This window comes from Stenotrophomonas sp. K-6, assembly GCF_056861555.1.
Genome location: NZ_JBSPUC010000002.1, coordinates 509,734 through 523,558 on the forward strand (window position 1 = coordinate 509,734; position 13,825 = coordinate 523,558).

The window sequence follows — 13,825 nt, forward strand, 5'->3', positions numbered from 1 at the left end:
ATTGCACAGCCCCTGTGGAAAACCGCTTTCCGCCCGTGCTGTAGCGGCCGCCCCACACCCGCGCTACCCTGTTCTCCCTTTCCCTGCTTGCGGCCCGGTCGGCTGGACCGGCGGCCGCCGGACGCAATGACCGCACTCGCACAACGCGACTTCACCCTCACCCCGGAAGACAACGAGCGCCTGGCCAACATGGCCGGTCCGTTCGACGAGCATCTCCGCCAGGTGGAACTCAAACTCGGCGTGGAAATCGCCAACCGTGGGCATGTGTTCCGCGTGACCGGCCCCAAGGCCGTGGTCGCCGATGCGCAGGCCCTGATCGAAGCGCTGTATGCCGAAGCCGGCGATGTGGTGTTCGACAGCCATGCCATCCACCTGCGGCTGAACCAGGCCAACGTGGAGCATGTGGTCGAGCGCGCCTACGAGGCGCAGGAAGTGGCGATCAAGGTCAAGCGCGGCACCGTGCGCGGCCGTGGGGCCAACCAGGCCCGCTACCTGCACCAGATCACCACCCACGACATCAACTTCGGCATCGGCCCGGCCGGCACCGGCAAGACCTTCCTGGCCGTGGCCAGCGCGGTGGAAGCACTCAATGAGGCGCGCGTGCAGCGCCTGATCCTGGTGCGCCCGGCGGTGGAAGCCGGTGAGAAGCTGGGCTTCCTGCCCGGCGATCTGAGCCAGAAGGTGGACCCGTACCTGCGCCCGCTGTACGACGCGCTGTATGAAATGCTCGGCGTGGAAAAGGTGCTCAAGCTGCTGGAGAAGAACGTCATCGAGATCGCGCCGCTGGCCTATATGCGCGGGCGCACGCTCAACGATGCCTACGTGATTCTCGACGAAGCGCAGAACACCACGGTCGAGCAGATGAAGATGTTCCTGACCCGCCTGGGCTTCGGTTCCACGGCCGTGGTCACCGGCGACCTCACCCAGACCGATCTGCCCAAGCATGTGAAGTCCGGCCTGCGCGATGCGATCGATGTGCTGCGCGATGTCGAGGGCGTGAGCTTCACCTTCTTCGAAGCACGCGACGTGGTCCGCCATCCGCTGGTGGCCCGCATCGTCAGTGCCTACGACCGCCGCGATCTGCAGCAGGTTCAACCCGGAGCGACCCCATGACCCGTGGTCCCGTGCGACTGGACGTCGCGATCAACTATGCCCTGCCCCGCGCCGGGCTGCCCTCGGCGGTGAGCTTCCGCAAGTGGGTGGCCGCCGCCCTGAAGGGCCGCATCCGCGAGGCCGACCTGGCGATCCGGCTGGTCGATGCCAAGGAAGGCCAGTCGTTGAACCGGCATTACCGCGGCAAGGATTACGCGACCAACGTGCTCAGCTTCCCGGCCGAACTGCCGGAGGGCCTGCCCAAGGGCGTGAAGTTCCCGCTGCTGGGGGATCTGGTGATCTGCGCCCCGGTGGTCGCCCGCGAGGCCGACGAGCAGGGCAAGGCGCTCAACGCCCACTACGCGCACCTCACCGTGCACGGGGTGCTGCACCTGCTCGGCTGGGACCATGAGGACGAGAAGGAAGCCGATGCCATGGAACAGCTCGAGCGTGACATCCTGGCCGAACTCGGCATTGCCGATCCGTACGCCGGCGAGCGCTGAGCGGCCCCTCGCAATGTGTGTTGATCCCTTTGCCATACAAGGACGTATGCCGCCATGCCAATTCCTGATCGTCGTTCCGCACTGGGTCCGGTACTGCTTGCACTGTCATTGGCGGGCCTGCTGTACACCCTTAGCGGTGCGCCGGGCCTTGCCGCATTGACCCCGGCCGGCCGCGATCCCGCCGCGCTGCGATGGGGCATGCTGGCGCTGTCGGTGGTGATTGCACGCCTGTCGCTGACCCCGGCGCGTAGTTGGTGGACAGCGCGCCAGCAACGCGCACCGTTGTCCGTGGCCTGGACCCGGCGTTTGGCGATCCTGTCGGCGGTGGTGCTCATCGGCGGTACCCTCATCTGCCTGGCCTCGGGCCTGGTGCTGCCCCGCCTGCTGGCGGGCCCGGGCGGTCCTGCGCTGAGCGAGACCAGCGTGAGCGTGATCGGATGGTCGGGGCTGGCGGCCGCACTGGCCGCGCCACTGGGCTGGCGGACGTTGTATCGCAGCCTCCGTCGCGATGGCGTCGCACCGGGTCAGTCACCGACCTTCCACGCCCGGCCGGTACAGGTCGCCCTGCTGTTCGTCCTTGCCGCTGCGTTCGCTTTTGTCTTCGGGCGCACATTGCTGGCGGCGACCATCAGCGGCCCGGGGGCGATCCATCTGGGCACCGCCGCGCTGGTGCTGTGCGCGGCGGGGATCGCCGTGGTCACCTTCCTCCCCACGCTGCGCTGGCTGCTGCGCCGCCGGTGAGGCCGTGCCACGCGGGGCCTCCCCCGCTATGATCGTCGCCGCGTCCGTGCGCTGCACGCCTCCGTTGATGGATCTGCTTCGATGACCCCGTTGCGACTTGCCTGCCTTGGCCTGCTGGGCCTGCTGCCCGCCCCTGCGTTTGCCGACGCCCCTGCACGGCCCTTGGATCTGACCGCCCTGATCGAATGCCGCCAGAGCGTTGGCGATTACGATGCGGTCGCCCCGGTGGTGGCCGACCCGCTCAAGGCGGTCGCCAACGGCCTGCAGCCGCTGCCGCAGACCAACCAATTCATGACCGAATTCCGCCTGGCCGCCCCGATCACGGTGTTCGGCGAGCGCGCCGAGTACATCGCGGTGGCCGGGGCCAGCATCATGGCGATCCTGGATCTGGCCGACCCGCGCCCGCTGGCCAAGCGCCTGGCGCTGGAGGACGGCGTGGATACCCCCGAAAAGTTCATGGCCGGGCGCGAGCTGGTCAGCCGCGATGTCAACGACCCGCGCACCGGCGAAGCCCTGATCGAATCGGTGATCCTGAGCGTGTCCACGGTCAAGACCCACCCCGGCAAGACCCTGGCCGGCTGTACCTACAGCCTGGACCTGCCACCGGAGGAAGACCCCGCACCGCCGGGCGCCGCTCCGGCCCCCGTGCCGGGCGTGAATCCATCCTCGGCTGGGCGCTGACAGGCGTCCGCATCCTGATAGACTAAATCCAACGCCCGGCACGCCGGGTGCCTTTTTTTCCAGAGATGTCTGAAGACGACAGTAGTAGCTCCCCCCAGGAGCACAATGAAAAGAAGCGCAGCTGGCTCGAACGCCTGACCTCTGCCTTCTCCGGCGAACCCCACACCCGCGACGAGCTGGTGGCGGTACTGCACACCGCGCACGAAGACGGCCTCATTGCCGCTGACACGCTGCGCATGATGGAAGGCGCCATTTCGGTGGCCGAGCTCACCGTCGGCGACGTGATGATCTCGCGCTCGCAGATGGTCTCCCTGCCGGTCGAAGCCCCCTTCCTTGACCTGATGAAGCAGGTGGTCGAATCCGGCCATTCGCGCTTCCCGGTGCATGGCGACAACAAGGACGACATCCTCGGCATCCTGCTGGCAAAGGACCTGCTGCGCGGCGTGGTGGCCGACAACGGGCCGGCCAACATCCGTGAGCTGCTGCGCCCTGCGGTACTGATCCCCGAGGCCAAGAAGCTCAACGTTCTGCTGAAGGAGTTCCGGCTCTCGCGCAACCACATGGCCATCGTGGTCGATGAGTACGGCGGTGTCGCCGGGCTGGTCACCATCGAAGACGTGCTGGAGCAGATCGTCGGCGAGATCGACGACGAGCACGACGAGGCCGAGGACCACACCTCGCAGATCGCGATCCAGGCCGACGGCCAGTACGTGGTCGATGCATTGACCGCGATCGAGGATTTCAACGAGCGCTTCGGCGCGACGTTCCCGGACGATGATTACGACACCATCGGTGGCCTGGTCACCGAAGCGATCGGGCACCTGCCGGAAACCGGCGACGAACTCACCCTGGACCGCTTCGTATTCCGCGTGGCGCGTGCCGATGCCCGCCGTGTGCAGGCGTTCCATGTGACCGTGCTGCCGCCCGACACCCACAACGAGGATTGACCCACGCCATGCGGCCCCCTTTGAATCGGTGGTCGCTGTGCCGCCTGTTGTTCGTGCTGTCGCTGCTTGCGATGGCCAGCCTGCCCTTTGGGGCGCTGGCCGCGCAGGATGCCGCGCCGGTCACTGCCGCCCCGTCACCCACGGCCGAGGCACCGCGCATCGGCGTGGTCACCATGCAGCCGGGCGAGATTTTCTTCGAGCGCTTCGGGCATGACGCACTGGTGGTGGTCGATCCGGTCACCGGTGACGCCACCTCCTACAACTTCGGTTACTTCGACCCGAGCGAGTCCGATTTCATCGGCAACTTCGTGCGCGGCGACATGATGTATTACCTGGTCGCGCTGCCGCTCGGACAGGACCTGTCGTACTACCAGGAGAGCGGCCGCGGCGCGAGCGTGCAGTGGCTGGACCTGACGCCCGCGCAGGCGCGCACCCTGGCCGAGTCGCTGGCCGAGCGCGCCAAGCCGGAAAATGCGCGTTACCACTACGATTACTACACTGCCAACTGCGCCACCATGGTCCGCGATGCGATCGATGGCGCGCTCGGCGGCGGGCTGCATTCGCAGCTGTCCGGCCGCTCGCGGGGCAACACCTACCGCAGCGAATCGGTGCGTCTGGCCTCGCCGTCGCCGTGGATGTGGCTGGGCTTCGATATCGGCCTGGGCCCGTTCGCCGATCAGCCGCTGTCACGCTGGCAGGAAGCCTTCGTGCCGATGCGCCTGGCCGATGCGCTGCGCCAGGTGCGCAACAGTGAAGGCCGCCCGCTGGTGCAGGCCGAGCAGGAACTGCTGCCCCACCGGATCGCAGCGGAACCGACCGAGTCTCCCCGCCGCTGGTGGCCGTGGCTGCTGTGCGGCCTGGTCGTCGCCACCGGTGTGGTTGCACTGCGTCGCCGGCGCCGCCTGCTCGGCGGCCTAGCGCTGCCGTTCTGGCTGTTCTGCGGGATCGGTGGCGCGCTGTTGACCTACCTGTGGGGCTTCAGTGCGCACCAGGCCGCCTGGGCCAACCGCAACCTGCTGCAGCTCTCGCCGCTGTGCCTGCTGCTCCTGCCCGGCGCGATCACGCTGCTGCGTGGCCGCCTGCCACGCGCGTGGTTCGGCGTGGTGTTGTGGGCGGTGGCCGGGCTGTCACTGCTCGGCCTGGTCCTGCATTGGCTCACGCTGCAGGCGCAGTACAACCTGCAGTGGATCGTGCTGCTGCTGCCGATCCATGTCGCGCTGGCGTGGGTGCTGGCCCGCCGTGACCTGCCCGTCACGGGCCGCTGACGCACGATGCCCGCCATGGAAACCGTCACACCCGAAAATCCCGCCTGCGTCATCAACTGCGTTCACTACGATGACCAGGGCAAGCGCCACGACATCAGCCTGGATGCGATCAGCGATGTGATCGCCAGCGACAACGGCTTCGTCTGGGTGGGCCTCTACGAGCCCCAGGACAGCGTGCTGCTGAAGCTGCAGGAAGAATTCGGCCTGCATTCACTGGCCATCGAAGACGCACGCAACGCCCATCAACGGCCCAAGGTGGAGGCGTACGGCAACTCGCTGTTCGTGGTGGTGACCACCGCGCAGATGGTGGACGAGCGCATCCAGTACGGCGAGACACACGCCTTCCTCGGGCCACGCTTCCTGGTCACGGTGCGCCATGGCGCGTCGCTGTCCTATGCTGCCCCGCGCGCGCGCGTGGAGCGCGAGCCGGAGCTGCTGCGCACGATGGGGCCGTCGTACTGCTTGTATGCGGTGCTGGATTTCGTGGTCGACAATTACCTGCCGATCACCCAGCGCTACCGCGACACGCTGGAACTGCTGGAGAAGGACATCTTCTCCGACAACTACAAGCGCCACACCGTGGTGCGGCTGTACGAGCTCAAGCGCGAACTCAACAAGATGCGCATGGCGGTCGCGCCACTGCAGGACATGCTCTCGCAGATCAAGCGCTACCAGGGCGACCTGGTGCCGGACGAAGTGAAGCTGTACCTGCGCGATGTGCACGACCATGTCGTGCGGATCAGCGATGTGATCGATACCCTGCGCGAGATGCTGGGCACCGCGCTGAGCGTGAACCTGTCGCTGGTGACCCTGGCCCAAGGCGAAACGGTGAAGCGCCTGGGTGCCTGGGCGGCACTGTTGGCCGCCCCGACCTTGATCACCAGCTGGTACGGCATGAACTTCACCCACATGCCCGAGCTGGACAAGCCGTGGGCTTACCCGGCGATGATCATCGGCGTGGGTGCGGTGTGCGTGGGGCTGTACCGCCTGTTCAAGCGCGCGCGCTGGCTGTAGGTAACGCGGCTGCGCAAACCGCGGGCCCCGGCTCACCATCACCACACCCCCGCGCCCGTCGGCGCGCCCCCTTGAACTCCAAGGGGGCTATGGCTCCAAGCGCAATCAAGCCACGTAAACGGTCTTGATGTTCATGAACTCATGGATGCCGTGCTCGGCCAGTTCGCGCCCGAAACCGGAGCGCTTGCTGCCGCCGAACGGAAGCCGGACGTCGCTCTTGACGATGGCGTTGACGAAGGCGGCACCGCATTCCAGCTGCTGGGCGATCGCCTCACCGCGCGCCGCATCGCTCGTCCACACGCTGCCACCCAGGCCGAAGGTGGTGTCATTGGCCACGCGCAGCGCTTCGGCGTCATCGCGGACGCGCAGGATCGCGGCGGCCGGGCCGAAGAGTTCTTCGTCATAGGCCGGCATGCCGGGCGTCACATTGTCCAGGATGGTGGCCGGGTAACCCGCGTGTGAGCCGGCCACCGGCTCACCACCAAGCAGCAGCGTGGCGCCCTTGGCGATGCTGTCCTGCACCTGCTTGTGCAGCTCGTCACGCAGGTCCGCGCGCGCCATCGGGGCAAGCGTGGTTTTTTCGTCCTGCGGATCACCGTACACGCGCTTGCCGGCGGCAGCGACGAACTTCTCCACGAACGCATCGGCAATCGCATCGACCACGATGAAACGCTTGGCCGCGATGCAGGTCTGGCCGCTGTTGTCGAAGCGCGACTTCACTGCTGCGGCCACCGTCTTCTCGAGATCGGCATCGTCCAGCACCACGAAGGCGTCACTGCCACCCAGTTCCATCACGCACTTCTTGAGCTGGTCACCGGCATTGGCGGCGATGGACCGCCCCGCGCGCTCGCTGCCGGTCAGCGTGACCGCCTTGACCCGCTTGTCGCGCAGCACCTCGGCCGCCTGGTCGTTGTCGATGTGCAGCACATCGAACACGCCGTCGGGCAGGCCGCCATCGCGGCACACCGCCAGGATCAGATCGGCACATTGCGGCACGTTGCTGGCGTGCTTGAGCAGGGCCACGTTGCCGGCCATGAACGCCGGCGCGAGGAAACGGAACACCTGCCAGATCGGGAAGTTCCACGGCATCACCGCGAACACACAGCCGATCGGCTCATAGCGCACGTAACTGCGCTGGGCTTCGGTGTCGATCAGCTGCGGCTTGAGGTAATCGGCCGCATGGTCGGCGTAGAACTCGCAGGCCTCGGCGCATTTCTCGATCTCGCCCAGTGCCTCCACCTTGAGCTTGCCCATCTCGGTGGTCATCGCGTGCTGGATGTCGTCCTTGCGCTGGCGCAGCTGGCCGGCGATGGCGCGCAGGATGGCCCCGCGCTCGTGCAGCGAGCGTGCCGCCCAGGCCGGAAACGCCTCGGCGGCAGCGGCCAAGCGCTGCTCGACCTCCTTGGCGGTAAGCAGTTCATGGCGATACGTGACCTGGCCGGTCGCGGGATTGATGATGTCAGTGGTCATCGCGGGTCTCCGAAAGTCAGACCCGCAGTGTGCGCCCGGCCACGTGATCCGGATGTTGCCGGATCGGGATGACGTTCAGCCGGGATCCTGCAGCGCCATCTGCATATCGCGCTGGCGGCGTTTCTCGGCGCGGGCGGTGATGTACCAGCCCACCACCGCCGCGATCGATACCGCCAGCACCATCAAGGTGGCCAGTGCATTGATCTCCGGTTTGATGCCCATCCGCACCGAGGAGAACACCTTCATCGGCAAGGTCGTCGAGTTCGGGCCGGCCACGAAGCTGGCGATCACCACGTCATCCAGCGACAGCGTGAAGGCCAGCAGCCAGCCAGCCACCAGCGCCGGAGCGATGATCGGCAGGGTGATCTGGAAGAAGACCTTGAGCCGGCTCGCGCCGAGGTCCATCGCGGCCTCTTCCAGCGAGCGGTCCAGCTCCTGCAGGCGCGAGGACACCACCACCGTCACGAAGGACAGGGTGAAGGTGACATGCGCGATCCAGATGCTGGTCACACCGCGGCTGGGGAACCCGGGAATGCCGCCCATCGCCACCAGCAGGGTCATCAGCGAGAAGCCCAGGATCACTTCGGGCATCACCAGCGGTGCGGTGATCAACGCACCGAACACGGTCTTGCCCGGGAAGCGGCGCATGCGGGTCATCACCATCGCCGCCATCGTGCCGAGCACGGTGGCCGCGCAGGCTGTCCAGAAGGCGACCTTGAGGCTGATCCACAGCGCATCCAGGATTTGGCGATTGTTGAACAGCTCGCCATACCAGCGCGTGGAGAAGCCCGACCACACCGTGGCCAGCTTGGAGGCGTTGAAGGAGTAGACCATCAACAACAGGATCGGGAGATACAGGAAGGCGAAGCCCAGCCCGAGCAGGCTCCAGCCCAGCCAGCGGTTGCTGCGCACCATGCTCATGCCAGCTTTCCTTCCAGCTCGCGCTGCTGCATGCGGTTGAACAGCAGGATCGGCACCAGCAACAGGGCCAGCATCACGATCGCCACCGCCGAGGCCGTGGGCCAGTCACGGTTGTTGAAGAACTCGCCCCACAGCACGCGACCGATCATCAGCGTGTCCGGACCGCCGAGCATTTCCGGAATCACGAACTCCCCCACCGCCGGGATCATCACCAGCATGCAGCCGGCGATGATGCCGGTGCGCGAGAGCGGCAGCGTGATCCGCACGAAGGCCTGCCAGGGCTTGGCACCGAGGTCGTAGGCGGCTTCCAGCAGTCGGTTGTCCAGCTTGACCAGGTTGGCGTACAGCGGCAGCACCATGAACGGCAGGTAGCAGTAGACGATGCCGATGTAGGCGGCGGTCGGGGTATACAGGATCTGCAGTGGCGCATCGATCAGGCCGAGCTTGAGCAGCAGCTGGTTGAGCAGGCCGTTGCGGTCCAGGATGCCGATCCAGGCGTATACCCGGATCAGGAACGAGGTCCACGAGGGCAGCACCACCAGCATCATCGCCACGTTGCGCGCGGCCGGGCTCATCCGCGAGATCACGTACGCCATCGGGTAGCCGATCAGCAGCGTGAGCAGGGTCGAGATCACCGCGATCTTGATCGAGCTGAGGTACGCCAGGATGTACTGGTTGTCGTTGACCAGGGCGGCATAGCTGCCCAGATTGAGCTTGAGCGAGAACGCGCCGTCCACGTACTCCAGCAGCCAGGTGTACGGCGGCGAGCCGACCTGGGTGCGCGCGAAGGAGATCATCAGGATGATCACGAACGGCACCGCGAAGAACAGCAGCAGCCACAGGTACGGCGCGGCGATCACGCCGGCGCGCGTGCCCGGGAGCCAGCGTTTCCAGCCGGTCGCGGTCATGAGGTCAGCACCACGCCATCGTTGTCGCGCCAGTGCACCCAGACGGTGTCACCCCAGGTCAGGCCATCGCTGGCCCAGCGCTGCGAATTGGCGAAGTTGGACAGCACCTTGGCCCCGCTCGGCAGGCGCACATGGAACACCGAGTGGCTGCCGAAGTAGGCGATCTCCTCGATCACGCCCTGCGCCTTGTTGGTGTCCCCGGCCGGCTCGTCCTTGCCGATCATCACCTTCTCCGGGCGCAGTGCGAACGCCACCGGCTGGCCTTCATAGCCGGTGATGCCGTGGGCAACATAGATCGGCGCGGGGAACAGCGGCGTGCGCACGGTGACGTACTCGGGCAGGTCTTCGTCGAGCACGCCGTCGAACAGGTTCACCGAGCCGATGAACTCGGCCACGAACCGGTTGGCCGGCTGCTCGTAGATTTCATCCGGCTTGCCGACCTGCTGGATCCAGCCGGCATCCATCACCGCGATCCGGGTAGCCATGGTCATGGCTTCTTCCTGATCGTGGGTGACCATCACGCAGGTCACCCCGGTGGTCTCGATGATGTTGACCAGTTCCAGCTGCATCTGCGAGCGCAGCTTCTTGTCCAGCGCGCCCATCGGCTCATCCAGCAGCAGCAGCTTCGGGCCCTTGGCCAGCGACCGCGCCAGCGCCACGCGCTGCTGCTGGCCACCGGAGAGCTGGTGCGGCTTGCGCTTGGCCAGCTTGGTCAACTGCACCAGCTCCAGCATTTCGCCGACGCGACGATTGATCGCATCGCGGGCCATGCCGTCCTGCTTCAGGCCGAAGGCAATGTTCTGCTCCACCGTCATGTGCGGGAACAGCGCATAGGACTGGAACATCATGTTGATCGGGCGCTGGTACGGGGGCAGCGCGTTGATGCGCTGCCCGTCCAGATCGATGGTTCCCTGGGTGGGCGTCTCGAAGCCGCCCAGGCAACGCAGCAGCGTGGATTTGCCACTGCCCGAGCCACCCAGCAGCGCAAAGATCTCGCCCTTGCGCACATCCAGGGTGACGTCATCGAGCGCGACGAAGCCGTCGAACTCCTTGCGCAGCGCGCGGATGGACAGGTAGCCCGGTTCCAGGACCGGGAGCACCGCGCCTTCCGGCTTGGCTTCAAATGGCATGGTCAGCGGCTCCGGGAGCGGCGGCGGGACGGGGGGGGAGAATGCCATTTTACCGGTGGTGGCCGCGTCATGTGCTACCCCCTGAAACGACGACGCCGGCACGAGGCCGGCGTCGCAGAGGCGGTCAACGCCCGGTTTTCACCTCGGTCCACAGCCGGGTGTAGAGCTTGTCCACCTCGGGCGTGTTGATCGAGTAGGTGAACATCTTCGCCGCCACATCGGCCGGCGGGTAGATGGTCGGGTCGGTGCGGATCGCCTCGTCCACCAGCGGCGTGGCCGTGGTCACCGGGTTGGCGTAGTGGATGAAGTTGGTGTTGGCCGCGGCGACCTTCGGCTCCAGCAGGTAATTGATGAAGGCGTAGGCCGCCTCCGGGTGCTTGGCATCCTTGGGGATGGCCAGCATGTCGAACCACTGCGGGGCACCTTCGCGCGGGATCGAGTACGCCACGGTCACGCCGTTGGACGCCTCGGCCGCACGGTCACGGGCCTGGATGATGTCACCGGACCAGCCCACCACCAGGCAGGTACCACCGTTGGCCAGCGAGCCCACGTACTGCGAGGAGTGGAAGTTCTGCACGTACGGGCGGATCGTCTTGAGCAGCGCGGCGGCCTTCTCCAGCGTGGCCGGGTCCTGGCTGTGCGGATCTTCGCCCAGGTAGTGCAGCGCGATCGGGATCATGTCCGACGGCGTATCCAGGATGGTGATCCCGCAGTCCTTCATCTTGGCGATGTTCTCCGGCTTGAAGATCAGATCCCAGCTGTTGGCGATGTCGGTGCTGCCACCAAAGCGCTGCTTGAGCAGCTCCACGTTGTAGCCGATGCCGGTGGTGCCGATCATGTACGGCACGCCGTATTCGTTGCCCGGGTCCTGCTGTGCGATGCGCTGCATCACGCTCGGGTCGAGATTGGCCAGGTTCGGGATTTTGCTCTTGTCCAGCGGCAGGAACACACCGGCCTTGATCTGGCGGCCGAAGAAGTTCAGCGTCGGCACGACCACGTCGTAGCCGCTGTTGCCGGCCAGCAGTTTGGTCTCCACCATCTCATCGCTGTCGAACACGTCATAGGTCACCTTGGTGCCGGTGGCCTTCTCGAAATTCGGGATGGTGTCTTCGGCGATGTAGTCGCTGTAGTTGTAGACGTTCAGCACCTTGGCGTCGTCCTGCTTGTCACCGCCGCCACAGGCGGTCAGCACGGATACGGCAATGCCGAGGGTGAGGATTCGCAGCTTCATCGGACTCTCCACAGGTCAGGTGCGAGTTGGGGGGAACCGGCCGGACCGGCGCAACGGGTGCCAGCCTACCGGGCGTGCCCCTATTTTCCCACACACGGCCCTCACGGCCATGCCGGAGGTGCGCCCGGGGTCAGACGTTGAGCAGCAGGAACTCGCGCTCCCAGGAGCTGATCACCCGGAAGAACGTCTCGTATTCCTTGCGCTTGACCGACACATAGGCGCGGCAGAAGCGCTCGCCCAGCATCTCGCGCAGTTCCGGGCAGCCTTCCAGCCCGTCCAGCGCCTCACCCAGCGAGCGCGGCAGGTCGTAGCCGAGCTCCTTGGCGCTGCCACTGATCGGCGCGGTCGGGGAGCCCTGCTCGCGGATGCCGAGCAGCCCGGCAGCCAGGGTCGCGGCGATCGCCAGGTAGGGGTTGGCATCCGAGCCGGCGAACCGGCTTTCCACCCGCATGTTCTCCGGCGTGTCCAGCGGCACGCGCAGCCCGCAGGTACGGTTGTCGAAGCCCCAGTGCACGTTGCTCGGGGAGACCTCGCCGAACATCAGCCGGCGGTAGGAGTTCACGTTCGGCGCGAAGAACGCCATCGCCGCCGGCACGTATTTCTGCAGGCCGGCCAGGTAATGCCCGAACAACGGGCTGAAGTCCTCACCGCCATGCTCGCCGGTGAACACGTTGCTGCCGTCGCTGATCCGCAGCAGGCTCTGGTGGATGTGCATCGCGCTGCCCGGCTCGTTCTCCATCGGCTTGGCCAGGAAGGTGGCATAGATCCCGTGGCGCATCGCCGACTCGCGCATGGTGCGCTTGAACAGGAATACCTGGTCGGCCAGATCCATCGCATTGGCGTGGGTGAAATTGACCTCCAGCTGCGCCGCGCCGGATTCGTGGATGAGCGTGTCCACGTCCAGCTTCATCGCATCGCAGTAGTCGTACATCAGATCGAGGATCGGATCGAACTCGTTGACCGCATCGATGGAATAGGACTGACGCGCGGTTTCAGGGCGCCCGGAGCGGCCGGCCGGCGGCAGCAGCGGGAAATCCGGGTCGGTGTTCTTCTGGACCAGGAAGAACTCCAGCTCCGGCGCCACCACCGGGCGCAGGCCCAGTTCGGCATAGGCATTGAGGACGCGCCGCAGCACATTGCGCGGGGCCAGCTCATGGGGCTCGCCGGTTTTGGTGAAACAGTCATGGATGACCTGCGCGGTCGGATCGGTCGCCCAGGGCACCATGCGGACGGTGTCGGCATCCGGGCGCAGGATCATGTCCGAATCCGACGGTGAGGTCAGCTCGTAGTAATCGTCCGGGAATTCGCCGGTGACCGTGGTGGCGAATATCCCCTCCGGCAGGCGCGTGCCGTAATCGTGCGAGAACTTGTCGGCGGGAATGATCTTGCCGCGCGCGTTGCCGGTGATGTCCGGCACCAGGCACTCCACCTCGGTGATGCGCCGGTCCTTGAGCCAGCGCAGCAGCGTGCTCTCCTGCGGAACAGGCTTGGGGGCGGCGGCTTTGCGCGAACGCGTTCGGGTGGTCATGACCGGTCTGCTGTAAGAGAGTTGCGGCGACAAGCATCGCCGAAAGCGTGAAAAATGCTGTGATAGGACGGATTGTCGGCCACCCGCCACTCCGGATGCCACTGCACGCCGACCAAGAAACGATGCGCGGCGCTGCGGGCGTCGTCGATCAGGCCATCCTCGGCGACGGCCTCGATCTGCAGGCCCTCGGCCAAGCGATGCTGGCGGTTGCCTGGCCATCCAGGCGGCCGGCCACTGCGGTGATGGCCCAGCATCGTGCTGTCGGTGGGCAGGCCGACCCAAGAGGGCGAGACCATGCGTCATGCTCGGATGACCTGCAGCCACGTTACGCCTGCGCGCAGACGTCGCGCAACACAGCGCCACACCCGCCGCGCGCGTCCCTCACACGCAGGCG

The 13,825-nt window shown here is 66.2% G+C and carries 14 protein-coding genes; 7 read left to right on the forward strand and 7 right to left on the reverse strand.

Going from position 1 to position 13,825, the window contains the following annotated elements; genetic code table 11:
- The first annotated feature begins 126 nt into the window (after positions 1–126).
- The 7 genes from AC13F7_RS07745 to AC13F7_RS07775 all read left to right on the forward strand — a co-directional run bounded on the left by AC13F7_RS07745 (position 127) and on the right by AC13F7_RS07775 (position 6,243).
- Positions 127–1,113 carry a PhoH family protein gene (locus tag AC13F7_RS07745; RefSeq protein ID WP_088433024.1) on the forward strand — a complete coding sequence of 329 codons (987 nt, stop codon included), beginning with the start codon at positions 127–129 and terminating at the stop codon, positions 1,111–1,113.
- Positions 1,110–1,595 (forward strand): rRNA maturation RNase YbeY, encoded by a 486-nt coding sequence (gene ybeY / locus AC13F7_RS07750; protein ID WP_019185849.1) that lies wholly within the window; start codon positions 1,110–1,112, stop codon positions 1,593–1,595. Before AC13F7_RS07745 ends, ybeY begins: the two co-directional genes overlap by 4 nt.
- Positions 1,596–1,649: 54 nt before the next feature.
- Entirely contained in the window at positions 1,650–2,336 is a 687-nt protein-coding gene (locus tag AC13F7_RS07755; RefSeq protein WP_482999763.1) for a hypothetical protein, read from the forward strand.
- Positions 2,337–2,417: 81 nt separating this feature from the next.
- Positions 2,418–3,017 (forward strand): hypothetical protein, encoded by a 600-nt coding sequence (locus AC13F7_RS07760; protein ID WP_481470642.1) that lies wholly within the window; start codon positions 2,418–2,420, stop codon positions 3,015–3,017.
- Positions 3,018–3,082: 65 nt separating this feature from the next.
- The gene (locus AC13F7_RS07765) at positions 3,083–3,964 is read left to right on the forward strand and encodes an HlyC/CorC family transporter (protein WP_482999764.1); all 882 of its coding nucleotides are present in this window, start codon (positions 3,083–3,085) and stop codon (positions 3,962–3,964) included.
- Positions 3,965–3,972: 8 nt separating this feature from the next.
- Complete coding sequence (locus AC13F7_RS07770; RefSeq protein WP_482999765.1) at positions 3,973–5,229, forward strand: lipoprotein N-acyltransferase Lnb domain-containing protein; 1,257 nt, start codon at positions 3,973–3,975, stop codon at positions 5,227–5,229.
- Between the two features lie 15 nt (positions 5,230–5,244).
- Positions 5,245–6,243 carry a magnesium and cobalt transport protein CorA gene (locus AC13F7_RS07775; RefSeq protein WP_481470645.1) on the forward strand — a complete coding sequence of 333 codons (999 nt, stop codon included), beginning with the start codon at positions 5,245–5,247 and terminating at the stop codon, positions 6,241–6,243.
- 105 nt (positions 6,244–6,348) lie between these two features.
- Here AC13F7_RS07775 and AC13F7_RS07780 read toward each other — a convergent pair whose 3' ends face one another.
- The 7 genes from AC13F7_RS07780 to AC13F7_RS07810 form a co-directional block, all read right to left on the reverse strand.
- Entirely contained in the window at positions 6,349–7,713 is a 1,365-nt protein-coding gene (locus AC13F7_RS07780) for an NAD-dependent succinate-semialdehyde dehydrogenase (protein ID WP_482999766.1), read from the reverse strand.
- A 75-nt stretch (positions 7,714–7,788) separates the two neighbouring features.
- Complete coding sequence (locus tag AC13F7_RS07785) at positions 7,789–8,634, reverse strand: ABC transporter permease subunit (RefSeq protein WP_481470647.1); 846 nt, start codon at positions 8,632–8,634, stop codon at positions 7,789–7,791.
- Positions 8,631–9,542 carry an ABC transporter permease subunit gene (locus AC13F7_RS07790; RefSeq protein WP_481470648.1) on the reverse strand — a complete coding sequence of 304 codons (912 nt, stop codon included), beginning with the start codon at positions 9,540–9,542 and terminating at the stop codon, positions 8,631–8,633. The genes AC13F7_RS07785 and AC13F7_RS07790 overlap by 4 nt, the downstream gene beginning before the upstream one ends.
- Positions 9,539–10,672: an ABC transporter ATP-binding protein gene (locus AC13F7_RS07795; RefSeq protein ID WP_019185858.1), complete on the reverse strand. Its 1,134-nt coding sequence runs from the start codon at positions 10,670–10,672 to the stop codon at positions 9,539–9,541. The genes AC13F7_RS07790 and AC13F7_RS07795 overlap by 4 nt, the downstream gene beginning before the upstream one ends.
- A 124-nt stretch (positions 10,673–10,796) precedes the next feature.
- The gene (locus AC13F7_RS07800) at positions 10,797–11,903 is read right to left on the reverse strand and encodes a polyamine ABC transporter substrate-binding protein (RefSeq protein ID WP_123728826.1); all 1,107 of its coding nucleotides are present in this window, start codon (positions 11,901–11,903) and stop codon (positions 10,797–10,799) included.
- Between the two features lie 130 nt (positions 11,904–12,033).
- Positions 12,034–13,431, reverse strand: a complete 1,398-nt coding sequence (locus AC13F7_RS07805) for a glutamine synthetase family protein (protein ID WP_123728825.1) — start codon at positions 13,429–13,431, stop codon at positions 12,034–12,036.
- Complete coding sequence (locus AC13F7_RS07810; protein ID WP_482999767.1) at positions 13,428–13,727, reverse strand: gamma-glutamyl-gamma-aminobutyrate hydrolase family protein; 300 nt, start codon at positions 13,725–13,727, stop codon at positions 13,428–13,430. Before AC13F7_RS07810 ends, AC13F7_RS07805 begins: the two co-directional genes overlap by 4 nt.
- Positions 13,728–13,825: the final 98 nt, after the last annotated feature.